The organism is Pseudoalteromonas sp. NZS71, from assembly GCF_015864715.1.
Classification (GTDB): Bacteria; Pseudomonadota; Gammaproteobacteria; order Enterobacterales; family Alteromonadaceae; genus Pseudoalteromonas; species Pseudoalteromonas arctica.
In genome coordinates, this window is the sequence record NZ_JADYWS010000021.1 from 64,679 (window position 1) to 89,067 (window position 24,389).

Genomic DNA, 24,389 nt, shown 5'->3' on the forward strand with positions numbered 1-24,389 from the left:
TTTATTCCTTGTTAATTTGTTCGCCAATTGCAATTTTGGCTATGTCTATTTCGTCACTGCTTGCACGGCTGTCTTTTTCGCACAATTGGTATAGTTCTTTTATTGTGACTCCATCAAGCTTTACAACGTTCAATTCTCGCTGCAAAAAAGTAATAATTTTATGTACTACTTTATGTGCATGTAAAATAATGGCTTTATCTGCTTTGTCGCCTCGTTCAAAATAAAAGCCAATAAACTTATGTAACTGACTTATTCTGATCAGGTTTTTCATTGAATGCGGATCCCACACTCTAAACTCCATAAAGCGATTGTTTTTTACGTATTGGTCAACAATAACATCTTTAGCATAAGGCTGTGCCCATAGCTCAAAGCCTCTGTCGGTAAAAACTTGGTGCAGCGCAATACGTGGCTTATGTTTAGTGTGTATTACACCAAGGCTGTCTTCATGGCCTTCTAATAAATCTAAGTTCCAATTGCGTTTATCTATAAGTTGTTTAACTGCATTATCGAATCCATGATCTAAAATCCCTTCAGATTCGCTTATTGATGAGGCAACAAGGTGATAAAAAGGAGGTAGTTCGCCCCAATTAATTTGCTTTTTAAACCAATTAATCTCTTTGAGTGTTGGATTACTGGGTAGTTGCGCTTTATTATGCGTGCCAGGCATTAACTTATCCTTACTGCTAGTTATGTTATAAGGATAAACTATTGCAGGTATTGTTTTAACAAAAAGTTACAACGGTTTGGGTATATAAGTATATTGACCGTAAATATGCGACTTATTATTCATTTACTATACGGATAAAGTAGTTATGGTAGAGCGCGATTTAAAAGAGTTTAAATGCCCTCAGCAATTTGTGCAGTTTAAACTTGCGCTACGAAGTGCGCAATCTTCAAAACAACGTATCACTTTTAGTCTTAATAAAGGTGAAAGTGCGAACGATATTGAACGTTTTTTGCAAAAAAATGCTTATAGTTACAATTTTGATAAACAACGTGGGTTGTTATTAGTGGAGCCATTACATGTTTGAATACGTAAAAACATGGTACGAAAGGAAGTTCTCGGATCCTCACTCGTCTACCTTATTATTTTTATTATTGGCCTCAGTGGCCTTACTTTACTTTTTTGGCTCGTTAATTGTCCCTGTGCTTGTAGCATTGGTTATTGCTTATTTACTTGATTGGCCGGTTGTTCATTTAGAGCGCGTTGGCTTAAAACGTTTTACTGCAACGATTATTGTAATGTTGATATTTATTAGCATTATGCTCACCCTTATTTTGGTTATTGGCCCAGTGCTTTGGAAGCAAACCAGTAACTTAGTGCAAGAAACCCCGCATATGTTAGAGCAAGGGAAGTCTTATTTAATGGCTTTACCTGAACAATACCCAAGTTTAATTAACATAGATCAAGTACAAGCTATTGTTGCAACGGTAGAAGCTAAAATCATTGAGTTTGGTCAAACTGTATTGTCGTTTTCACTTACGTCATTAAAAGATGTTGTTGCATGGCTTATATATTTAGTACTTGTGCCGTTACTGGTGTTTTTTATGCTTAAAGATAAGCTGGAGCTAACGGGGAGCATTGCTAAACTGATCCCGCAGCAACGACGCTTAATTTTGCAAGTGTGGCACGAAATGAATCAACAAATTATGAATTACATTCGCGGTAAAGTGTTTGAAATTTTAATTGTTGGTGGTGTGTCTTTTATTGCATTTACTGTTTTAGATTTACGCTACGCCGCATTACTTGGTGTGCTTGTTGGCTTGTCGGTATTAATTCCATTTATTGGCGCGGCACTCGTCACTATTCCGGTAGCGGCAGTTGCGCTGTTTCAGTTTGGATTAGAAACACAGTTTTGGACCATTTTAATTATTTACGGAATTATTCAGGCGCTTGATGGCAACGTGCTTGTGCCACTATTATTTTCTGAGGCGGTTGATTTAAATCCGGTATTTATAATTGTCGCGGTATTATTTTTTGGTGGCTTGTGGGGATTTTGGGGCGTATTTTTTGCCATCCCGTTGGCTTCATTAGTAAAAGCGCTAATAACAGCTTGGTCGTCAACGCATGAAGAGATAAGTAAAGAGGTCAGTGAATAATTAAGTAAACAGACTTTTAGTCTAAAAAAGAATAGTAAACGCACCTCTAGTGCTAATTGATTATTACTCATTACCTGTAAATTTATGTACTATTGGTAATAAGATATATTTTTTAGTAATAAGGTGCGTTTTTTAATGTCTGAGTTTTTATTGCACGATGAGCCAGTAAAACAAGTTTACCTTGATGCAAACGCAACGACCCCTGTGTTGCCTTGTATTGCTGATGTTGTTTCTCATACCATGCAAATATGTTTTGGTAATCCTTCAAGCCCGCACATTACAGGTATTCAAGCCAAGCATTTATTAGAACAAACACGTCAAAAAGCACACACGGTTATTGGCGCAACCAATGGCGATATTTTATTTACCTCCGGCGCCACAGAAGGCATTCAAACTGCGGTGGTTTCTACGTTAATTGATGCTAAAAAACACCCGATTAAAAACCCCGTATTGTTATATGGCGCTACTGAGCACAAAGCGGTGCCAAATACACTTAAGCACTGGAATAGCGTACTTGACGTTAATGCTGAGGTGCTTGCTATTCCGGTTGATAGTAACGGTATTTTAGATTTAGATTTTATAGCTAAACATATAGATAACGCATTGATGATTTGCACCATGGCCGTTAATAACGAAACCGGTGTATATCAAGATTTACCCGCTATTGAGCAGGTGATTCGTAGCCGTAATAAAAATGTATCGTGGATGGTGGATTGCGTGCAGGCGCTCGGTAAACAAGCGCTCGCGCTGAGTGATACAACAATAGACTACGCACCTTTTTCGGGGCATAAGCTTTATGCACCTAAAGGTATTGGCTTTTTATATATTCGTAGTGGCAGTGCGTACACACCTTTTATAGCGGGTGGCGGTCAAGAAAGTGGAATGCGCTCAGGCACCGAAAATCTACCCGGTATTGCAGGGTTAAATAAGCTATTTAGTATGTTGCTTGATAAATCAGACAACACGTTTAAGTCTGTTAGCGTACTTAATTCTTATCGAAGCCAGTTACAAAGCGCGATAAAAGACACCTTTGGCGATATTACATTCAATCATGATTTTGCTTATAGCGTGCCTACCACACTTAACTTTGCTGTTAACGATTTAACGAGCAAAGAAGTGATTGATTTATTTGACGCTGCGGGCATTCGCGTAAGTGGAGGCTCGGCTTGTAGTACAGGCGCATCAACAAGTTTTGTTTTAGATGCAATGGGTGCAAGTAAGTGGCAAAGCGAAAACGCGATTAGGCTATCGTTTGGACCTGCTGCAACACAACACGATATTGATGATGCTTGTGTGCGTATTCGCGCTCTTAAAGCAATACTACAGGCAAACTGTTTAATCGTATCTGACAGCACCACACCACAACAAGAAGTATGCGCACTGGGCCTTACTCAATTTAGGCACCAAGGTGCATGTAGTTGGCTTTATGTAAGCGATGATAAATACGCTGTAATTATTGATCCTATTATTGAGCTTATTCCGCGCTTTGAAAAAATAGCTAATACACAAAACTTAACTATATCGGCGGTGCTTAATACTCATCTGCATCAAGAGCGAGAGTCAGCGACTAATTTACTAACCAGCGCTCTTGACTCAAGAGTTGTAAAAGGTGAGGTTGATTCGCTAGGTTGGCCGCTAAATACAGCAAGTATTAACTTGGCAAACGACGTACTTGAAAAAGTAGTTACACCTGGGCACAGCAAAGACAGTGTAAGTTATTTATTAAAAAACAGTAATGGCGAAACGCGTTACTGTTTTTGTGGTGATTTAATACTGCCTGCAGGGCTTGGCAATACATCGCTTATAGGTGGGGATGCAAAAGCAATGGCACGCTCTATTTTAGCAATGAGCGAGCAACTTAATAGCACCAGTATTATTTGCTCAGGGCACGACTACCAACAATGTTTTGCCATGAACTGGGCTGTACAGCAAAACCAAACGCCACTTCTTGATGCGTTAGTGAGCGGCAGTATTTCAGTTGATGAATTTGCAATACAAAAACAGCAGTACGACGCTTCAAAACAAGTAGATAATACGCAATTGTGTGGTTATGTAAATGCGTTACCTGAGGTTGATACACAGCAATTAAATTTTGATGACGCTAAAGTAATGTTAAACACCAGCGATACATATTTAATAGATACTCGGGAGCCGTATGAGCATGGAGCAAATAATGTTGCTCAGTTATTTAATACGCTAGATGAAAAAACATTAAATATACCACTTAGCAGAATGGCAAATGCGGTATTTGAAGGGCAATTAAACAAAAATAACAAGTACATTTTATTATGCCGTAGTGGTAACCGCTCAAAAATTGCTGCAACTAATTTAATGCAACTAGGATACAAAACGGTTTATAACCTAAGTGGCGGGTTAGCGCTTAGTAATTAAACAAAGATTGTAATTTATACAAAATCGGCTTTAGGGCCGATTTTTTTGTTTTTAAGGCTTATTTGCTCGCAAGGTAAACAAGCCCTAGGGCCTGTTGACCTTTCAGGATTAAAATTTGTTCAATCTAGGGGCTATTTAATCGCGGCGTGAGGTTTGTAACCTAGTGGGCTAAGTAAAAACCGAGTAACAAAGAGTAAATTGCCCCTAGGCAGAACCCTTCGGGCAGCGCGTGTTTGGCATTTATTCCACGTTATCGCCTATTTATGGGGAATAACCACACTACATAGGCTCTGCCTTGCCTAAATGCCAAACACACTGCTGCAAATTTAACTTCGAAAGATAAACAGGCCCTAATAATTAGTGAATAACTATAAAAAGTAATTATTGTGCTGAGAAAAATTCATTAATATTTCATTTTGATTGATTAAGCTATCCCGTTGCCTTTAAAATTGCGGGTAAATTAATTTATAAAATTTTTATGATACCGGTGTCAAAAGCTAAAAATTGCGTTATCATCGGCATCTAAAATTATAAAAACAGCACTTTTTTTGCATTTTTAGTTATACTATCGGCGCTTTATTTTAGTGTAAATAAGCAGTGTTAAGAGTTTTGCTTTTATAAAAAACATTTTTAAATCAATTGATTGAAAAAACTAGAGGATATTTCCATGTCTAACCGAACGCAACTAGCAAGTTGGCAAGCACTAGAACTAAGTGCAGCTAAGATGAAACAAACACATCTGAAAACGTTATTTGCACAAGATGACACGCGCTTTTCTCAGTTTTCGACTCAAGTACCTGGCGTACTATTCGACTATTCTAAGCAACTTATTGATAACGATGTTTTTGCTAACTTAATGTCGCTTGCTAAAGAATGTGATATTGCATCGTGGCGCGATAAAATGTTTAGCGGTGAAAAAATAAATATCACCGAGGATCGCTCAGTACTACATACGGCACTTCGTAATCGTGCTCACACTCCATTAATTGTTGATGGCGAAAACGTAACACAAGCCGTAGACAACGAATTAGCTAAAATTAAAGTGTTTGTAGAAAAAGTTCGTAGCGGTAAATGGTTAGGCTATACCGGTAAAGCGGTAAAAGATGTTGTAAGTATTGGCGTAGGTGGTTCTAACCTTGGCCCACAAATGGCAACCGAGGCATTAAAAGCACTTGCTGATGATACGTTAAATGTTCATTACGTATCTAATGCTGACGGTGTACAAATTTCGTCTATATTAAAAGCCATTGACCCTGAAACAACATTATTTGTTATTTCGTCAAAAACATTTACTACGTCAGAAACCATGACAAATGCTAAAACAGCGGTTGACTGGTTTTTACAAACAACAAAAGATGAAAGTACAATTGCAAAACACTTTGTTGCAGTAAGTACAAATTTAGAAAAAACGGCAGCCTTTGGTATCAGCGACGAAAACGTATTCACTATGTGGGATTGGGTTGGCGGTCGCTTTTCACTTTGGAGTGCGATAGGCTTACCAATTGCTTTATATTTAGGCTACGACGCCTTTGAAGCAATTTTAGAAGGCGCGTTTGAAATAGACGAGCACTTTAAATCTGCGCCGTTTGAGCAAAATATACCATTAATTATGGCATTGCTTAGTGTATGGAATACGAGCTTTTTAGGCTACACAGCGCAAGCTATATTACCGTACGACCAAGCACTGCATATGTTGCCTGCGTATTTACAGCAAGGCGAAATGGAAAGTAACGGTAAACACGTTAACTTTGCAGGCGAAACGGTACCTTATACTACAGTTCCAATTATTTGGGGCATGACGGGTATTAATGGTCAACACGCGTTTTATCAGTGTTTACACCAAGGTAATGTAATTGTACCTGCAGATTTTATTGCATCAGTTAAACCACAAGTGAATGTTGATAAGCATCACGATATTTTATTATCAAACTTCTTTGCACAAACAGAAGCAATGATGAGTGGTATGGATGCAGAGCAGGTTACCGCTGATTTAACCGCTAAGGGTAAATCGCAAGCAGAGATTGATGAGTTATTAAATCATAAAATTCATCAAGGCAATCGTCCTACAACGTCTATGCTATTAGATACAGTAGATGCTAAAACAGTGGGCCGTTTAATTGCACTGTATGAGCATAAGATATTTTGCCAAGGCATTATTTTAGAAATATGTTCGTTTGACCAATGGGGTGTAGAACTGGGTAAAGGTTTAGCATCTAAAATTGAGAGTGAACTTACTGATGAAAGCGTTAAACACGCTCATGATAGTTCGACAAACGGCTTAATGGCGTACTACAAACAAAACCGTACGCAGTAAAAAATTCGCTTACGCAAGTAAGTAAACCGAGTACCTTTGAACGGGTAGCGCTGGAGTGCTTAGGGTCTGTATTTTTGTGAGAGGAGATACAGGGCCCCTAAGGCTCATTTAATAAGCGCAATGATAAAAATAATAATAAATCATCGATACAGAACAATTCAGCAGGCTTTTATTTAAATACAGCTATAAAAGCCATCTAATCTAGCAATAAATAGGCATACCCGCACATTTATAAAATGTACTGGGTATCACAACGTAGAGAGTAACTATGCTTAATCCTTTTGATATTATAATTTTTGGGGGCGGTGGTGATCTTGCGTTACGCAAATTGCTACCTGCAATGTACAGAGCATATCAAGAAGGTAACTTACCTGAAGGCTCACGTATCCTACCAACAGTACGCGAAGAATCGAAACGTGCTGAATACATAGAAACAGCGCATAAAGCATTACAAGAATTTTTAAGCAAAGGTGAGTTTAACGCTAAAGATTGGAAAGCATTTTCTACTTTTTTAGTGCCAGTGGTAAGTAATGTTACAGAAGCAGACGACAACTGGGATGTGCTAAAAGGCATTTTAGATGAGCACGAAAGCACTAAGTCTCGCGTGTTTTACTTATCGCTTCCGCCTGCTGTTTACGGCACATGTTGTGAAATATTATCGACTAAAGGTTTAATTACACCTACATCACGCGTTGTTGTTGAAAAGCCAATTGGTTATTGCGGTGATTCTGCTGAAGCAATTAATGGAAAAATTGCAGAATTTTTTAATGAAGAGCAAATTTTCCGTATTGACCATTACTTAGGTAAAGAAACAGTACAAAACTTAATGGCGCTACGTTTTTCAAACTCATTGTTTGAAAATATGTGGGATGCTAAATCTATTGATAACATCCAAATTAGCTTATCAGAAACTGTTGGTCTTGAAAGCCGTGCTGGTTTTTACGATAAAGCCGGTGCACTTCGTGACATGGTTCAAAACCATTTATTACAACTACTTTGTTTAGTTGCAATGGAGTCGCCTAATAAGCTTAACGCTAACAGTATTCGTAACGAAAAACTAAAAGTATTAGAAGCACTTCGCCCACTAGTAGGTGGTGATGTTGATGAAAATATTGTTCGTGGTCAATACGTACCAGGTGACTTAAACGGTAAAATTGTACCGGGTTACTTAGAAGAGCTAAATGAAGGTTCTAGTAAAACAGAAACGTTTGTAGCTATTCGCGCGCATATTGATAACTGGCGCTGGGCGGGTGTTCCATTTTACCTTCGTACGGGTAAACGTATGGCTAAGCGCTGTGCAGAAATTGTGGTTGAATACAAAAAAGTATCTCACAATATCTACGAAGATAACGTGGGTAATATCGAGCCAAATCGTCTTGTTATTCGTTTGCAGCCAGAGGAAACAATTCAACTAACGCTTATGTCTAAGCGTCTTGATAACCTTCAAATGCAACTTGAACCAGTAACAATGAATATTGAGCTTTCACAAGCTTACAGCAATGGTTTTCACTCAGATGCGTACAAGCGTTTAATGCTTGATGCCGCTGCAAATAACCCATCATTATTTATTCACCGTGATGAAGTTCGTCAAGCGTGGAAATGGATTGATCCAATCATTGACCGTTGGCAAGACAAAGGCAAGCCTGCACTTTACCGTGCTGGTAGCTGGGGTCCTGAGGATGCTGATGAACTATTGGCAGAAAAAAGCCACGTATGGTTTAACACAGGCGATAAGGTATAAGTATGGCAACACTAGTTGAAAAGTTTTTTGACGATAAAGATGCGTTAACAGCTGAGCTTTCTGCAACGCTTGAGCAATCACTACGTGATGGCATTAAAAACGATGGCCGTGCTGTACTAATGGTGTCGGGTGGCTCGTCTCCTGCGCCAGCTTATAAGCATTTATCAACGCTTGATTTAGATTGGCAACATGTTGATGTTGCTATGGTTGATGAACGCTGGGTAGACCCAAGCCATGAAAAAAGTAACGAAGCATTTATTAAAAGCACGTTATTACAAAATTTTGGCAGTGCTGCAAACTTTATAACCATGAAAAACGATGCTGCAACCGCGCAGCAAGGCAGTGAAGTGTGTGAAGCCGCTTACAGTGCTTTAAAAGCGCCATACGATGTAACTATTCTAGGCATGGGCCCAGATGGCCATACTGCGTCGTTATTCCCAAATGCAGAAGGTTTAGAGCACGGTTTAACAACTGAGCAAACAGTATGTGCAATTAATGCGATACAAAGTGATGTGACGGGTAGTATTACTGAGCGAATGACGCTTACGTTAAATGCTATTGCGCAATCTAAAGTGGTTAAGCTTTTAATTAGCGGTGAAGAAAAACTCGCTGTTTATAAGCAAGCAAAAGCGGGCGGCGATGTTAATGACATGCCACTTCGCGCTGTGCTTAATCACCCAAGTATAAATATTGAAGTATATTGGGCGCCTTAATTTAGGTGCTAATTTAACTTTTAAAGGCCGCTTATATAAGCGGCCTTTTTTATTTGCTCAAATTTAAGCCTAAACACTGCAAAAAAACAGTCCTGAACTGTTTACCAATGTTAATGAATGACTTTGATTTGTATTAAAATCAACCATAAAGTGTGTTGTTTTTGAACAAAATTTATGAGTTTGAGCTGTATGTTTTTTAGCAACGTTCAGATTTAGTTAAATTTTATTTTTTCATGGTCGTTGTCATAAAAGTTTCCCTTCCTTTTTTAGCTCAAAAGCATTAGCCTAAAGGTATTAACAATGAAACATATAAATTAAAATAAACGGAGCAGTAACATGGCGGAGCAACAAGTACAGCCTTTACACAACGAAAAACATGCCAACACTAAAATTCAAAACGGCATCAATGTAGAATTCATGAAAACTCAACATTTAGTGCCAGTAGTTGCACATGAGTTTGCACGCGTAGCAAACGAGTTTCCAATGTCATTCGTTAAAAACAACGAAAGCGGCACTTTTCAAGCTGTTGCTATGTTTGGCTTAGAGCCAGGCGAAAACCTTTTTGTAGAAGATGGTAAATGGACTGCAGCATTTGCACCTATGGCATCTACTCGTTACCCACTGGGCTTAGTTAAACACCCAGATCAAGATCAATACGGTATCGTAATTGACGAAGCAAGTGCGCTTGTTGGTGAAGACGAAGGTAATGCATTATTTGAAAACGGCGAAGAAACAGATTACCTAAAACGTCGTAAAGAAGCGCTTGTATCTTTCATTGAGTTTTCTCAAGTAACTGAAGCGTTCACTAAATTCCTTGCTGATAAAGAGCTACTAATTGCGCAAACGCTTACAGTAGACATTAAAGGCGAGAAAAAAGACATCAACGGTATTTACCTTATCGATGAGAAAAAGCTAAACGAGTTAAGCGATGCTGATTTCTTAGAGCTTCGTAAACGTGGTTACTTAGCACCAATTTATTCTTTCTTAACGTCTACTCATCAAGTAGCACGTTTAGCGCGTTTAAAAGCTAAACAAGCTTAATTATACCAATTGCATTAAATTAGTGATCTATTATAGCGATAAGAAAATGGCTCAATAACAAGGCTAAAATTATGATACATAGTTGTTCTATATAAATAATTTTCAACGTAGTTAGTGAGCTATTTAATACGCTAGAATGACCATGTTTTTAATAAAATTGGTATTACAAACACGTAAAATTTTAAAAAGCGCCTTAAGGCGCTTTTTTTATGCCATTAAACTCACTTTAGTTGAAATTAAGCCCGCAACCATTCACATTAGTTTATAACTTTCCCATAAAAGAGCTCATTATGAAAACACCCTTATTAGCAATTCTTGCGAGCAGCCTTTTTGCTTTAAGTAATAGCGTATTCGCTGCAGAGACTCCTTTTGCCATTGCGATTCATGGTGGGGCAGGGACAATAGAAAAAGCACGATTTACACCCGCTCAAGAAAAGCTGTACCGCGCTAAATTAACAGAGGCCGTAGAGACAGGTTATAAAGTATTGCACCAAGGCGGTGAAAGTTTAGATGCGGTAACTGCGGCAATTACAGTATTAGAGCAATCGCCTTATTTTAATGCAGGGCGTGGAGCGGTATACACTTACGATGGCGGGCATGAGCTTGATGCATCCATAATGGATGGTCGAAACCGTGAAGCAGGCGCAGTTGCGGGTGTAAAGCATATTGAGAGCCCGATTAAATTAGCGCGTTTGGTCATGAATAACTCTGTACACGTAATGCTTAGTGGGCAAGGCGCTGAGGAGTTTGCTAAAGAGCAAGGTGTTGAACTTGTCGAAAATAACTTATTTGATACCGAGCCTCGTTACAAAGCGCTTTTAAAAGCAAAACAAAAATTAGATAAAGCCAAAGCAACCAGTAAAGAGTACCAAGCCGCGCACAAAGCATTGCCTAACTCTTACAAAATGGGCACGGTTGGCGCAGTGGCGCTTGATAAAAACGGTAATTTAGCGGCAGGTACATCCACAGGTGGTATGACGGCAAAACGTTATGGCCGTGTAGGTGACGCGCCGGTAATTGGTGCTGGGACATTTGCTGAAAACGAATCGTGCGCAGTATCGGCAACAGGGCACGGTGAATATTTTATTCGCTATAACGTAGCGAGCGATATATGTGCGCGTGTTAAGTATCAAGGTAAAACCATAGCTGAAGCTGGAGATGAAGTTATAAACGGTGTGCTTAAGCCAATTGGTGGCACTGGCGGCGTTATTATTATTGATACTAAGGGGAATATTAGCTTGCCGTTTAATACCTCTGGCATGTATCGGGCAAGTAAGTCGAATACGCAAGCGACCTACGTGGGCATTTTTAACGACGAATAAGCCAAAGTAATTTAATTAACCTCAACTCTGGTTAATAGATTTACTAAAGTATTGAACCACAATGATATTTTAATTCATTTATTGCTAGCCAGTTATTTTCAGTGCAGTTAGCGCTGAAAATAACTGCTTGAGATAGATTTATTATTCGCAGTTTAGGTGAATCGCAGCGTTTATATAACAAACAACCCCGTGTTATGCATTTTGTAGGATTAACCCCGGCCGTTTAATTTGATATAATTATGGCTCTTTAACTAATTTTATAAGGTATGCGGGTGGTAAACCTAGGTCAGTTGTTTGGCGAGCTAAAAACGTGCTTGAAAAAAGATCAATTCATTTTCAAAAAACGCTTACATGGCGTAAAAAAAATAACGGATGAAAACAAGCATGCCAACGCGCTTGAAAAAATAGCGGCTGATATATCCCGTAGCCAAGAATTACGTGATAAACGCTTAGCGGGCCTTCCTAAAGTGACTTACCCTGAGCAATTGCCAGTAAGTCAAAAAAAGGAAACAATTAAAGACGCCATTGCAAATAACCAAGTGGTTATTATTGCAGGTGAGACGGGCTCAGGTAAAACAACTCAAATACCTAAAATGTGTTTAGAGCTTGGCCGTGGTGTTGATGGCTTAATAGGCCATACTCAACCACGCCGATTAGCAGCGCGAACGGTGGCTAACCGTATTGCTGAAGAAATGAAGTGCGAACTTGGTCAGCAAGTCGGTTTTAAAATCCGTTTTAGCGATCAGGTTTCTAATAATACGTACGTTAAACTAATGACTGACGGTATTTTACTGGCAGAAATTCAGCAAGATCGATTTTTAAACCAATACGACACCATAATTATAGATGAAGCGCACGAGCGTAGTTTAAACATCGACTTTATTTTGGGTTACTTAAAAAACCTACTTCCAAAACGTCCCGATTTAAAAATAATAATTACGTCTGCAACCATCGATCCTGAGCGCTTTTCAAAGCATTTTGATGATGCGCCCATTATAGAAGTATCGGGTCGTACTTTCCCTGTTGATGTGCGTTACAACCCAACGGCCGATATTAATAAAGAAGATATGGAAGCCGAGGGCGATCAGCTACAAGGTATTTTTGATGCTGTTGACGAACTGTGCGCGGAAGGTCCTGGTGACATACTGATATTTTTAAACGGTGAGCGTGAAATACGCGATACCGCTGATGCACTTAGCAAGCGTAATTTAAAACACACAGATGTATTGCCACTTTACTCGCGCTTATCTAACGCAGAGCAAAACCGTATATTTGCGCCACATTCTCGTCGTCATATTATTTTATCGACCAACGTAGCCGAAACGTCACTAACTGTGCCGGGTATTCGTTATGTCATAGACCCAGGTACTGCGCGTATAAGCCGCTACAGTTATCGTACAAAAGTTCAGCGCCTGCCAATAGAACCTATATCGCAAGCAAGTGCTAATCAGCGTATGGGTCGTTGTGGACGTGTTGAAGCGGGTATTTGTATTCGCTTGTACTCTGAGGATGATTTTTTATCGCGCCCAGAGTTTACCGACCCTGAAATACTGCGTACTAATCTTGCCTCAGTTATTTTGCAAATGTTGGCACTCGGGCTTGGTGATATGGCGCAATTTCCGTTTGTGCAAGCGCCAGATAGCCGTAATATAAGTGATGGTTTATCGTTATTAGAAGAACTACAAGCAGTAAAACCAGACAAACGTGATAGTAAAACGAGTTTAACCGCTTCAGGTAGAGAACTCAGCCGATTACCGGTAGACCCTCGTTTAGCTAAAATGGTGCTCACAGCTCACAAACTTGGCGCATTGCGTGAAGTGATTGTTATTGTGGCGGCGTTGTCGATTCAAGATCCACGCGAACGCCCGCAAGAAAAACGTGCTGCAGCCAATGAAAAACACGGTCGCTTTGACGACCCAGATTCAGACTTTATCGCTTTTTTGAACTTATGGAATTACTTAGAAGAGCAGCAAAGCGAGCTGACTAACGGCCAGTTTAGAAAGCTGTGTCAAAAAGATTTCCTAGCCTATATGCGCCTGCGTGAGTGGCAAGATATTGTTTATCAAATAAGTACTGTGTGTAACGAAATGGGCATGAAAGCAACCAGCCAAGCGGCTGATGGCGAACTTGTTCATAAAGCGTTATTAAGCGGAATGCTGAGCCATATTGGCTTTAAAGATGAGAAGCAAATATACAAAGGTGCACGTAATAGTCAGTTTCATATTTTTCCGGGTTCAGGTTTATTTAAAAAGAGCCCTAAATGGATCATGTCAGCGGAGCTGGTAGAAACCAGTAAATTATATGCCCGCACAAATGCAAAAATAGACATTAACTGGGTAGAACCATTAGCGCAGCATTTAGTAAAACGTAGCTATACAGAGCCACACTGGGAGAAAAAACCAGGTGCGGTAATCGCGTTTGAGCAGCAAACTTTGTACGGCTTACTTGTCGTAAATAAACGCCGCTGTGTTTATAGCAACATAGACCCTAAAGTGAGCCGAGAGCTTTTTGTGCGCACTGCATTAGTTGAGCAAGAGCTGGGCTTAAACGAGGGCTTTTTAGCATTTAACAGTGAGCTTATTGAAGATATTCAAGTTCTGGAAAATAAGTCGCGTCGTCGTGATATTTTAGTTGATGAGCAAACGTTATTTGAGTTTTACGATAAAAAAATACCCAAAGAAATTAATAACCGCGCTGCATTTTTAAAATGGTATAAAACACAAAAACAACAAAATAAACATTACTTACACATGACCCGTGAAGAGTTAATGCAGCATGGTGCAAGTAATATCACTGAGTTTGACTACCCTGACACATGGCAGCAAGACAATATTATATTACCGCTTGCTTATCATTTTGACCCAGGACAAGCGGTTGATGGTGTTGCGGTGCAAATACCGGTAGCACTGTTGAATCAAGTACAAGAGAGTGGTTTTGACTGGCATATACCTGCATTTAGACATGAGCTAATAAGTGGGCTTATAAAGTCATTGCCTAAATCGCTTCGCCGTAATTTTGTGCCAGCACCAAATTACGCAGATGCAGTACTTGCAGCTATTGAGCCAATGCAAGGTAGCTTAATTGATGCTTTAGCTACGCGCTTATTAAGAATGACAGGTGTGAGAGTTGATATGGAGGCGTGGGATTTAACCGCGCTTGCACCGCATTTACGATTGCAGTTTGAAGTACGTGATGAACACGATAAGTTACTTGCTCGTGGACTTGATTTAGCCAAACTTAAAGCAGAGCTGCAAGGTGAAGTAACCGAAACACTGTCTAAAGTAGCCGATAAAGGCATTGAAAAATCAGACCTAACACAATGGGATTTTGGTGAACTGCCAGCTTCATATGTTAAAAAACAAGGTCAATACGAAATAAAAGCATACCCTGCGCTGGTGGATAAAAAATCAGCCGCTGCAGTGGAGCTTTTTGATAGTGAAGCAAAAGCGCAGCAAGCGCATCAACAAGGTTTGCGCCGTTTAGTATTGTTAAATGTGCCGTCGCCAATTAAGTACTTACAACAAAACTTACCGAATAAGGCAAAGCTGGGTTTGTACTTTAACCCATTTGGTAAAATAGCTGATTTAATTGATGACTGTATCGCCGCAGGTGTTGATAGCTTATTAGTGAAACACGGCGATATACGCGATGAAAAAGCATTTGAAACAGCTAAAGAGCAAATACGAGGTGAGCTCGGTGACGCCGTTGTATCGATTGCAACGCAAGTTGAGCAAGTATTAAGTATTGCGCACGCACTGCATAAAAAAATGAAAGGGCGCGTTGATTTAACCATGATAACTGCGCATGGCGATATAAAATCACAGCTTGAGTCACTTATATTTAAAGGTTTTGTGGGCGCGCATGGCGCAGATAAAATAACGGATTTAATTCGTTATTTAAAAGCGATTCAAAAACGTTTAGAGAAGCTGCCTGTGGATCCAAATCGTGATAGGTTATGCGTACTAGAGTTGGATAAAGTTGCTCAAGAGTACAAAAAAGTAGTTAATAAAACGCCTAAAGGCTTGCCTATTCCACAAGAAGTAACCGCTATTTTTTGGATGCAACAAGAGCTTAGAGTGTCGTTATTTGCTCAAACGCTTGGAACTCCTTACCCAATTTCGGCTAAGCGAGTACTTAATGCGATAAAAGAGATAGAATAAAACTTGCATTTTCTATTAAGCTTAGTACCTTAATAGGAGGATTTATTTTTGTTTTGAAAAGGAAGTGACATAGTTATGTCCTCATCGATTGAACATAAAACAAAGCGACTTTTAGTGGTAGACGACGAGTATTTTAATTTTGAAATGCTCAAAGCAGCACTCGCGTCGAAATTTGATGTTAGTTATGCAGATTCAGGGCAAAGCTGTCTTGCATCGGCAATTGCGAGTCCGCCAGATATAATTTTGCTTGATGTTTGTATGCCTGGTCTTGATGGTTATGATACATGCCGAATGCTAAAACACACACCTGAAACAAAAAATATTCCTGTTGTTATGGTATCGGGCCTAGAGTCTCCATCTGAAAAACAAGCAGGGTTTGACGCTGGTTGTAACGCATATGTTGTAAAGCCATTTTCAGTGGGTGCTTTGTTGGAAGAAATTAACACGGTTTTTTAGAGGTAACGTATGTTTACTGATGATAAGCGAAATTTTAGACGCATGCAGATCAATACACCTGCAAATTTAACAACGATAGAACCAATAGCGGGTTTAAGTTTTGCCGCAGAGTGCGTGGATTTAAGTGCAACAGGTTTATCAATTCATTTAGATGAATTACTTGAACCTAATACATTACTGACGGTGAACATTGATTCGACTCACCCAAGTATTGCGCCTTTAAATGCAACAGCAAAAGTAATACGTGCCAGCAAAGAAGATGATGGCACGGTAACAGCAGGTCTTGAAATCATTCAGTTTAACTAACTTGAATCCAGTTAAACTCAATAGTAGATATTAAAAAACCTTACAGATTAAGCCTTTTAAGTAAAAGCCTTCAGGGTAGCTGCCAGCAATTGGGTGATCAGCTGCCTGGTTTAATCGCTCCATTATAAGTAGGTCTTTACCTGCATCAAGTGCTGCATCGGCTACTACTTTTTGAAATAAGTTTTGTTCCATTAAACCAGAGCATGAGAACGTTAGTAATGTTCCACCTGGTTTTAGTATTTGCATGGCAATCATATTGATATCTTTATAACCACGACACGCACCGGTTAGCTGCGCTTTATTATCAGCAAACTTTGGTGGGTCCATTACGATGGTATCAAACTGTCTACCTTCGTCGCGGTATTGGCGTAGTAACTTAAATACATCCTGCTTAACAAAACTTACTTTATTTAAATCTAAGTTATTATGTTCAACATTACGTTTTGCTGTATCTAAAGCGGGTTGAGATACATCTACGTTAGTTACATGCTCACATCCACCACGCAGGGCGTACAACGAAAATGTACCTGTATAACTAAAACAGTTAAGTACCGTTTTACCCTTTGAGAAGCGCTCAAGTGCGGCGCGGCTATCGCGTTGGTCTAAATAAAAGCCCGTTTTATGTCCATCAATTATATCGACTTCAATTTTAAAACCGTTTTCCTCAATAAGTACCGGCTGTGTTGGTTCATTACCCCAAAGAGCGCCTTTTATTGGCTCTAAGCCTTCTTTAGTGCGTACTTCTACGTCTGAGCGCTCGTATATGCTAGAGCCTGGGAAAATAGACATCAACGCGCCAACAATCTCGCCTTTATGACGCTCGGCACCCGCACTTAGTAGCTGACACACTAACACGTTATCAAACTTATCGATTGTAACGCCTGGTAAGTAGTCAGACTCCGCAGCACATAATCTAAAGCCTGTGAGCCCGCCTTCTTCAATTACTTGGCTACGTGCTTCTAATGAGCGGCGTAAACGGCGTTCAAAAAAGTTTTGATCGATGACTTCTTTTTCGTCAAAGCTCCAAACACGTGCGCGAATTTGTGAGTGAGGGCTGTAAGCAGCAGTTGCTAAAAACTTACCTTCGCTATCGTGAATCGTTACTGTGTCGCCTAATCCAGGTTTACCTTTAATTTTTTTGATGGCTTTTGAAAATAACCAAGGGTGTTTTCTTTTTAATGATTTATCGCGACCAGCTTGTAGGTAAACGGCAGATGACATAAGGCTTCTCAGTAGTAATAAATAAGCGCTGTATTTTAGTCAAGCAAGGAGCAACATACAATGAATGTTTTGCAAGGTGGGCATAAAGCACGGTAAAGTACGGATAATTTATCGATTCATTAGCTTTTGGAACCTAATAGTGTCTGACGCCGTTTTAAGCCCCGATTTAAAAATACTTAATTCACAATGTAGAGAATTTATAACCTCTTTAGTGCATGCCGATGTAGCTCACGATATTACCCATATAGAACGAGTGGTGCGCGTTGCAATACAGCTATGTAATGCGGAGCAAGCAAACATGTCAGTTGTATTACCTGCAGCGTGGATGCATGACTGTGTGGCGGTGGCTAAAAATCATCCTGATCGTGCAAAAGCCTCTACTATGGCAGCCGATAAGGCATTGGAATTTTTAAAATCTATTAATTATGACGAGTCACTTTTTGATGAGATTCATCATGCCATTGCCGCTCATAGTTTCAGCGCAAATATAAAAATTAAAACAGTTGAAGCGCAAATAGTACAAGATGCTGACAGAATGGATGCATTGGGCGCTATTGGAGTGAGTCGATGCATGAAAGTAGGCGGATCAATTTCTCGGTTATTGTATAACCCAGAAGACCCTTTTTGTATTGAACGCGAGGCTGATGATAAAACATACACGCTTGATCACTTTTTTATAAAGTTATTACATATTGCCGATAGCATGAATACGCCATCAGCTAAAGCAGAAGCGAATAGACGTACAAGGTATATGCATGACTTTTTAGAGCAATTAAAGTCAGAAATAGGTGAGTAACGTGAATAATACAAGCATACCTAAATTATCTGGGATTGATCATTGCCATTTAAATGTTGATAACTTGGTTGATGCCGTTAAGTGGTATGAGCGTGTTTTAGGTTTTAGTGTAGTACCCGAGCTTGCCTTTTGGGATGAGGACGGACGCGGCCCTTTAACACTTGAAGATACTAGTTCAACAACTCGTTTAGCACTTTTTGAAGGTGAGGGGCGTAGTAAAGGGATTGCATTTTTGGCCTCAGGGGATCAATTTATTCAATGGCGTAATCATCTTGAGGGTTTAAATATAAAAGTAGTTTTAGCAGATCATGGTGTAACGTTTTCTATGTACTTTAAAGATGAAAGCGGTAATAGCCATGAAATTACCTCACATGACTATCGTTATATAAAGTCTTACTATCCAAATGTTGAGCTTGGCTCTCACAGCGCTAAAAAGAATTAGCTTTCTTGATTTGAATTTTTTATAGCAAGGATATCGTCTAATTTTTTCACAAATAGTTCGATTAGAGCGGGATCAAAATGAGCTCCTGCTTGCTCTTGCATATGTAAAACTGTTTTCTCTACACTCCATGCCTCTTTATAAGGGCGTTTTGAAGTCAGAGCATCAAAAACGTCAGCAACGGCAACAATTCTACCTTCAATTGATATTTCTTCGCCTTTGATCCCGTTAGGATAGCCTGAACCATCCCATTTTTCGTGGTGTTCAATAGCAAGTTTATGAGCGAGTTGTAATAATGGCGATGAAGAATTTGCTAATATTTGTGCACCAATTATGGCGTGTTTCTTCATATGCTCAAACTCTTCAAAAGTTAACTTTCCTGGCTTGAGTAAGATAGCATCAGGGATACCTATTTTCCCAACATCGTGCATTGGGGCGGCTTGGCGTAAAAGCTCTGCACTTTGCTCATCCATACCTAGCGCTAATGCTAATACTTTGCTGTATTGGCTCATACGCACTATATGTTCGCCAGTGTCAGTATCTTTATATTCAGCAGCACGGCCTAGACGTTGTACTAAATCTACATGTGCTTGTTTTAATTGCTCAGCTTGCACTAGCGATAAGTGAGTTTTAACTCTAGCTCTTACAATAGCAGAGCTTATTGGCTTAGTAATATAATCTACAGCACCAAGTTCAAAACCTTTAAATTCATCATTTTCGTCCCCCAAAGCTGTCACAAAAATAATGGGGATATGAGACGTTTTAGGATTGTTTTTTACCCGCTGGCAGACTTCAAACCCATTCATATCTGGCATCATTATGTCTAGCAAAATTAGCTTTGGTAGTTCTTTTTCAAGTAGTGCCAATGCGGCATCACCCGATTTAGCAAACGACATACGATATTGATTACCTAACACTTCGCGCATTACTTTTAGATTTGCAGGCTCATCGTCAACAATTAATACTCGTGGCCTATCTGTTGTAAAATCCATTAATTAATACTCATTGTTTGTTAGTTTTTCAAGTAAGGTTTCTAGTATTACGTGTGCTTTATCAAAATCAAATTCATCAAAGGCCTCGGCTATATCATCAACTTCATTTTTATAGATTGAAGGTATGCCGCGTTGCAGTTTTGCTAGTAGCTCATCATTTAGCTCTGCGTTTTGTGCATCTTGATTAAGCGTCTTACACAGTGACTTAATTTCATCAATTGATAGCGTGTCAGAACTATTATCTTCAGGCTTACTACTTGGCTTATCGCAAGTATTAGATGACAGCAGTTGTGAGATGACAAGTAGCTCGTTTTTTATATCGTCTAAAGTACTAATAACTTTAGCGTCACTTTGTTTTTGCTCTAAATCGGTTAATAACTTCATTAATGTTATTAGGCCTAAGTTACCAGCAACACCTTTAAGTGTGTGAATGGTGCTATCGACATCTTTTATATTTGATAATTTATCACTGAATAATGTTTCGAACCGTTTATTACTGTCACTAATAAATTTAGTAATCTCTGTAAGTTGCTTACATTTAGAACCCCAAAGAGCTAACCCTTTTTCAAAATCTATATGCTGCGCTTTAGGATCGCTTTGCGATATAACCATTTCTTTTGCAATACCAAGACCAAGCACTTGTGCTATTTCTTGGTTTAGCTGATTTATATCGACGGGTTTATTTGCAAAGCCATTCATGCCTGCTTTTTTAGCCGTAAGCTTATCTTGTTGTAATACACTGGCTGTGAGCGCGATAATTGGCGTGTATTTAATTTGTCTTTGATTTTCTATTGCTCTTATTTTTTGTGTTGCCTCTATGCCATCACACAATGGCATATGTATATCCATTAAAATGACATCAAAGTCTTGTTCTTCAAATACTTTAATCGCTTCAAGTCCGTTAGATGCCTTGGTAACTGCATGCTGATCGCGTGACAGGAGTAAAGAAAGTAGTTCTGTATTTTGCTCGATATCGTCAACTACTAACACCCTAAGTGCAGGCAGTTGTGTGTGTAGACCATCAAAATGATCTATTTTAGTTTCGTCACCTAAAGTAAGCGGCAATGAAAAGTAAAAGCAGGTGCCTTTACCTAGTTCACTTACTAAGTTTATTGTTCCGCCCATAAGCTCTACAAGTTGTTTGCTTATGGTAGTACCAAGACCTGTACCACCAAAACGGCGAGTAGTAGTACCATCGGCTTGTTCGAAAGGTTGAAACACTGCTTGAATACGATCTTTTGCAATACCAATACCGGTATCTTGCACTTCAAAAAACAGATGCTGATTTTGTGTTATAGCAACAGTTACGGTAACAGAGCCTTTTTCGGTAAACTTAATAGCATTACCAATTAAATTAGTAAGTACTTGCCTGAGTCGATCTGGGTCACCGTAATAAGTAGCACTTACTGATTCTTTAATATGAAGTTTAAGTTCTAAATCTTTCTTTTTAGCTTCTAACCAAAAAGTAGAAATAATACTGTCTATTACTGGCTTTAAACTAAAGTGTATTGGCTCAATAGTGAGCTTACCACGCTCTAATTTTGCGGAATCGAGAATTTCATTTAATAATCTAAGTAATGAACGCGCTGCATTATTTACGGTCACTAAATGTTTTTGTTGTTCTTGATCAAGTGGAGTATCCATTAATAAGTCGCTGAAACCTATTATAGAATTCATTGGGGTGCGTATTTCATGGCTCATATTAGCCATAAAAGATTGCTTTGCATAAGCAGCTTCTTCAGCTTTAAATTTAGCTTGCTCTAGTTTTTCTTCATATTCTTTGCGTTCTGTAATATCAACTAAAACACCATCAATCCACTTTGCTTGGCCTTGGGTATCAAAGTCGATGCTGCCTTTATCTAAAAGCCATAAGATTTTACCGCTTCTGTGGCGAATTCTGTATTCGATTGAATACTGACGTTTCTCTTCTACGGCTTTTGTGACGGCATCTACAATAGGTTGCTGGTCTGATTTTAAAACTAGATCGTTAAATTCAATGCAATGTTCAGTAAATTCATTAGGGTTATAACCCGTTAACTCGTTGATGCTCGGGCTGATAAAAAGCATGGTCCAGTTATCATCAAATTTACACCTAAAAGCCACACCTGGCATGTTATCCATTAAAGAGCGGTATTTTTGCTCTTTTTCTTCAAGGCTTTTTTGTAAAGCTCGTTGCTCTGATAAGTCTGTTATGAAGCCTACGTATAGAGGATTTTGCCCTGGCTGATTAACTTCTCCAATCCCCAAACGAATCGGGAATAAGTGGCCATTTTTATGCTTTGCAAAAATTTCACGGTTAACACCGATTACTTTACCTAAATCAATATTTTTAGCTTTAGAAAGGTAGCTATCGTGATGCATCGCGATAGCATCATCCATTAGCATTTTAATATTATGATTTTGTACTTCATTTTCGTGCCAGCCAAAAATTTTACTGGCTGATTCGTTAAAGCTCAAAATAATGCCGGTGTGATCAATCGTTACGATTCCATCAATGGCTGTGCCTAAAATTGCGTTTAAGCGAGACTCGTCGGCTGACTTTTCTTCAAGTAACATTTTATATCTGACCATGCCATTAAGTACCGCTACTACGCTTGTAATGGCAATCGTTGCAGTTGCAACCGCGATGGCTACAAAAGTGAGCCCAGCAGAAGCATTTGCGTCGTCATATAAAAGAGGAGATGTTGCAACAAAGCGTGTAGATGCCATGCCCATATAATGCATAGCAGCAACAGCAAAGCCCAATATTATAGCGCTGATGGCTCTATTTTGTAGGTATGATAGTTTTGGAAAAAATTTTTCAAGATTAAAGCGGCTATATAACGCTATAAACGAAAGAGCGACGGCAACTAAAATTGAAAGGCCAAAGGTCAGTGGGTCATAGCGCAACATTGGGGAAAGCTCCATTGCAGCCATACCGCTGTAATGCATTGTACCAATACCAGCCCCTAGTAAGATCGAGCAAATGCTGAGCACTCTAAAGTTTCCATCACTATTTACAAGTATTGATACCGCATACTGACATGCTAATAAAGCAGGAAGAAAAGAGAGTAGTGTGATTGTTGGATCGTAGCTTATATTAGTACATAGCGAAAAAGCTAACATACCTATAAAGTGCATACTCCAAATACCAGAAGAAAATACAGTTGCTGCGGTTATATTTGCTAAACGTTGATAACGAGGGAATTTAGTCTCTTTTGCTAAATCAATGAGCTTAGTAGTAAAAAAAGCAGCAAAAATGGCTATTAATACAGACATTGAGACTAGAAGAGGGTCGTAAACCCCATTAAGTATTAGGCTTGGATCTTGGTCTGTAATGAAGAAAGCTGATAGCATAACGGCTCGAAATATAATCTTTATTTTACAAGTTTAATCTAATTTAATAATAAATGAACCGTTATTTCTAATCGCGCTATAAAGTGACGAATTTTAAGCAAGTTTATTTATTGTTTTGTTATTGAAGTAAATAAAGTGATTTAACTTTCAGTTCAAATAAAACAGACGGCTCAATCTATAGCTTATTATAATAAAGTGGATTAGGAGTTAGGTGCGACTGTATGCCTAAGAGTTTAAAATTGATGGTAATATGGATTATATAAACGGATGCTATATTTAGAGTTTAAGTCGTGTTTGAATATCAACTAAAAAAGAGTACTAGACGCAAAACAGTCGCAATAAAAGTGCATAGTCAAAAGGTAACTGTGTATGCGCCACATTTTGTCGCAAAAAAACACATTGATACTTGGTTATTTGACAAACAAGAGTGGGTTGCAGAACAATTAAAAAAACAATCGTCAATTGATGACACTAAGCAGTACCCCTTTGAATCTAAAAAAATCAGTGTTTTTTCAGAAACTATTTGTTTGAAACTGGACTCAGGCCAAGATTCCAAAGTAACCCCGTATGATGACCACTTACTTATTACAATATCTCCTCGAGTTAAAAACACTTATCAAAAGTATCGACAGCTATTAGAGACTTATTTAAAAGAGCAGCTTATTGCATACATAGAGATGCGTTTAGCGTATTTCTGTACTCAAATGGGTGAAGAGTTGCCAAATGATTTAAAAATAGGTGTTTATAAACGAAAGTGGGGGAGTTGTAATAGCAAGCGAGAACTCACTTTTAATTTACATCTTATAGGTGCTCCTTACCACGCCATAGATTATGTGATTGTTCATGAGCTTGCCCATTTAAAGTATTTAAATCATAGCAAAGCTTTTTGGCAGCGAGTAGAGGCGTTTTTCCCCGATTACAAAACATCATCTAATTGGTTAAAACAAAATGGTATGAGTTTACAGTGGGTGTTTTGATGTTACTGAATATAGGAATATAGGAATATAGGAATATAGGAATATAGGAATATAGGAATATAGGAATATAGGAATATAGGAATA

General features: G+C 38.9%; 18 protein-coding genes. 14 read left to right on the forward strand and 4 right to left on the reverse strand.

The features are described 5' to 3' along the window. Position 1 precedes the first annotated feature (1 nt). Positions 2 to 667, reverse strand: coding sequence for a hypothetical protein (locus tag I6E85_RS14535; protein ID WP_024608627.1), 666 nt, complete (start codon positions 665 to 667; stop codon positions 2 to 4). Between the two features lie 145 nt (positions 668 to 812). Between I6E85_RS14535 and I6E85_RS14540 the strand changes: the two genes are divergently transcribed. The 11 genes from I6E85_RS14540 to I6E85_RS14590 all read left to right on the forward strand — a co-directional run bounded on the left by I6E85_RS14540 (position 813) and on the right by I6E85_RS14590 (position 16,544). Beyond that, positions 813 to 1,031, forward strand: coding sequence for a sulfurtransferase TusA family protein (locus tag I6E85_RS14540; RefSeq protein WP_002961455.1), 219 nt, complete (start codon positions 813 to 815; stop codon positions 1,029 to 1,031). Further along, positions 1,024 to 2,100, forward strand: a complete 1,077-nt coding sequence (locus tag I6E85_RS14545) for an AI-2E family transporter (protein ID WP_007581049.1) — start codon at positions 1,024 to 1,026, stop codon at positions 2,098 to 2,100. The genes I6E85_RS14540 and I6E85_RS14545 overlap by 8 nt, the downstream gene beginning before the upstream one ends. Positions 2,101 to 2,235: 135 nt before the next feature. Then, on the forward strand, positions 2,236 to 4,491 hold the full coding sequence (locus tag I6E85_RS14550; RefSeq protein WP_197237053.1) for an aminotransferase class V-fold PLP-dependent enzyme: 2,256 nt from the start codon (positions 2,236 to 2,238) through the stop codon (positions 4,489 to 4,491). Between the two features lie 667 nt (positions 4,492 to 5,158). After that, the gene (gene pgi / locus I6E85_RS14555) at positions 5,159 to 6,805 is read left to right on the forward strand and encodes a glucose-6-phosphate isomerase (RefSeq protein ID WP_101163305.1); all 1,647 of its coding nucleotides are present in this window, start codon (positions 5,159 to 5,161) and stop codon (positions 6,803 to 6,805) included. A gap of 268 nt (positions 6,806 to 7,073) precedes the next feature. After that, positions 7,074 to 8,546, forward strand: a complete 1,473-nt coding sequence (gene zwf, locus I6E85_RS14560) for a glucose-6-phosphate dehydrogenase (RefSeq protein WP_101163306.1) — start codon at positions 7,074 to 7,076, stop codon at positions 8,544 to 8,546. A 2-nt stretch (positions 8,547 to 8,548) separates the two neighbouring features. Continuing rightward, positions 8,549 to 9,259, forward strand: coding sequence for a 6-phosphogluconolactonase (gene pgl, locus I6E85_RS14565; protein WP_007581060.1), 711 nt, complete (start codon positions 8,549 to 8,551; stop codon positions 9,257 to 9,259). Positions 9,260 to 9,595: 336 nt separating this feature from the next. Continuing rightward, positions 9,596 to 10,300 carry a SapC family protein gene (locus tag I6E85_RS14570; protein WP_002961447.1) on the forward strand — a complete coding sequence of 235 codons (705 nt, stop codon included), beginning with the start codon at positions 9,596 to 9,598 and terminating at the stop codon, positions 10,298 to 10,300. A 290-nt stretch (positions 10,301 to 10,590) separates the two neighbouring features. Next, a complete protein-coding gene (locus I6E85_RS14575) occupies positions 10,591 to 11,622 on the forward strand; it encodes an isoaspartyl peptidase/L-asparaginase family protein (protein ID WP_024592370.1) in 1,032 nt (343 codons plus the stop codon). A 272-nt stretch (positions 11,623 to 11,894) separates the two neighbouring features. Beyond that, positions 11,895 to 15,782, forward strand: coding sequence for an ATP-dependent RNA helicase HrpA (hrpA, locus tag I6E85_RS14580; protein ID WP_197237054.1), 3,888 nt, complete (start codon positions 11,895 to 11,897; stop codon positions 15,780 to 15,782). 75 nt (positions 15,783 to 15,857) lie between these two features. Further along, a complete protein-coding gene (locus I6E85_RS14585; RefSeq protein ID WP_007581064.1) occupies positions 15,858 to 16,238 on the forward strand; it encodes a PleD family two-component system response regulator in 381 nt (126 codons plus the stop codon). 9 nt (positions 16,239 to 16,247) lie between these two features. Then, positions 16,248 to 16,544 (forward strand): PilZ domain-containing protein, encoded by a 297-nt coding sequence (locus I6E85_RS14590; RefSeq protein ID WP_007581065.1) that lies wholly within the window; start codon positions 16,248 to 16,250, stop codon positions 16,542 to 16,544. A 30-nt stretch (positions 16,545 to 16,574) separates the two neighbouring features. On the opposite strand, the gene I6E85_RS14595 is transcribed toward I6E85_RS14590, so the two are convergent. Further along, a complete protein-coding gene (locus I6E85_RS14595; protein WP_007581068.1) occupies positions 16,575 to 17,765 on the reverse strand; it encodes a class I SAM-dependent methyltransferase in 1,191 nt (396 codons plus the stop codon). Positions 17,766 to 17,904: 139 nt separating this feature from the next. Here I6E85_RS14595 and I6E85_RS14600 point away from each other — a divergent pair, with 139 nt between their 5' ends. Both I6E85_RS14600 and I6E85_RS14605 read left to right on the forward strand, forming a co-directional pair. Further along, entirely contained in the window at positions 17,905 to 18,561 is a 657-nt protein-coding gene (locus I6E85_RS14600) for an HD domain-containing protein (protein WP_101163308.1), read from the forward strand. A gap of 1 nt (position 18,562) precedes the next feature. Continuing rightward, positions 18,563 to 19,003, forward strand: coding sequence for a VOC family protein (locus I6E85_RS14605; RefSeq protein ID WP_101163309.1), 441 nt, complete (start codon positions 18,563 to 18,565; stop codon positions 19,001 to 19,003). On the opposite strand, the gene I6E85_RS14610 is transcribed toward I6E85_RS14605, so the two are convergent. After that, complete coding sequence (locus I6E85_RS14610) at positions 19,000 to 19,992, reverse strand: two-component system response regulator (RefSeq protein WP_197237055.1); 993 nt, start codon at positions 19,990 to 19,992, stop codon at positions 19,000 to 19,002. The genes I6E85_RS14605 and I6E85_RS14610 overlap by 4 nt on opposite strands. A 3-nt stretch (positions 19,993 to 19,995) precedes the next feature. Next, entirely contained in the window at positions 19,996 to 23,328 is a 3,333-nt protein-coding gene (locus I6E85_RS14615) for an MHYT domain-containing protein (RefSeq protein ID WP_101163311.1), read from the reverse strand. Between the two features lie 338 nt (positions 23,329 to 23,666). Here I6E85_RS14615 and I6E85_RS14620 point away from each other — a divergent pair, with 338 nt between their 5' ends. Further along, positions 23,667 to 24,305 carry a M48 family metallopeptidase gene (locus tag I6E85_RS14620; protein WP_101163313.1) on the forward strand — a complete coding sequence of 213 codons (639 nt, stop codon included), beginning with the start codon at positions 23,667 to 23,669 and terminating at the stop codon, positions 24,303 to 24,305. Positions 24,306 to 24,389 lie beyond the last annotated feature (84 nt).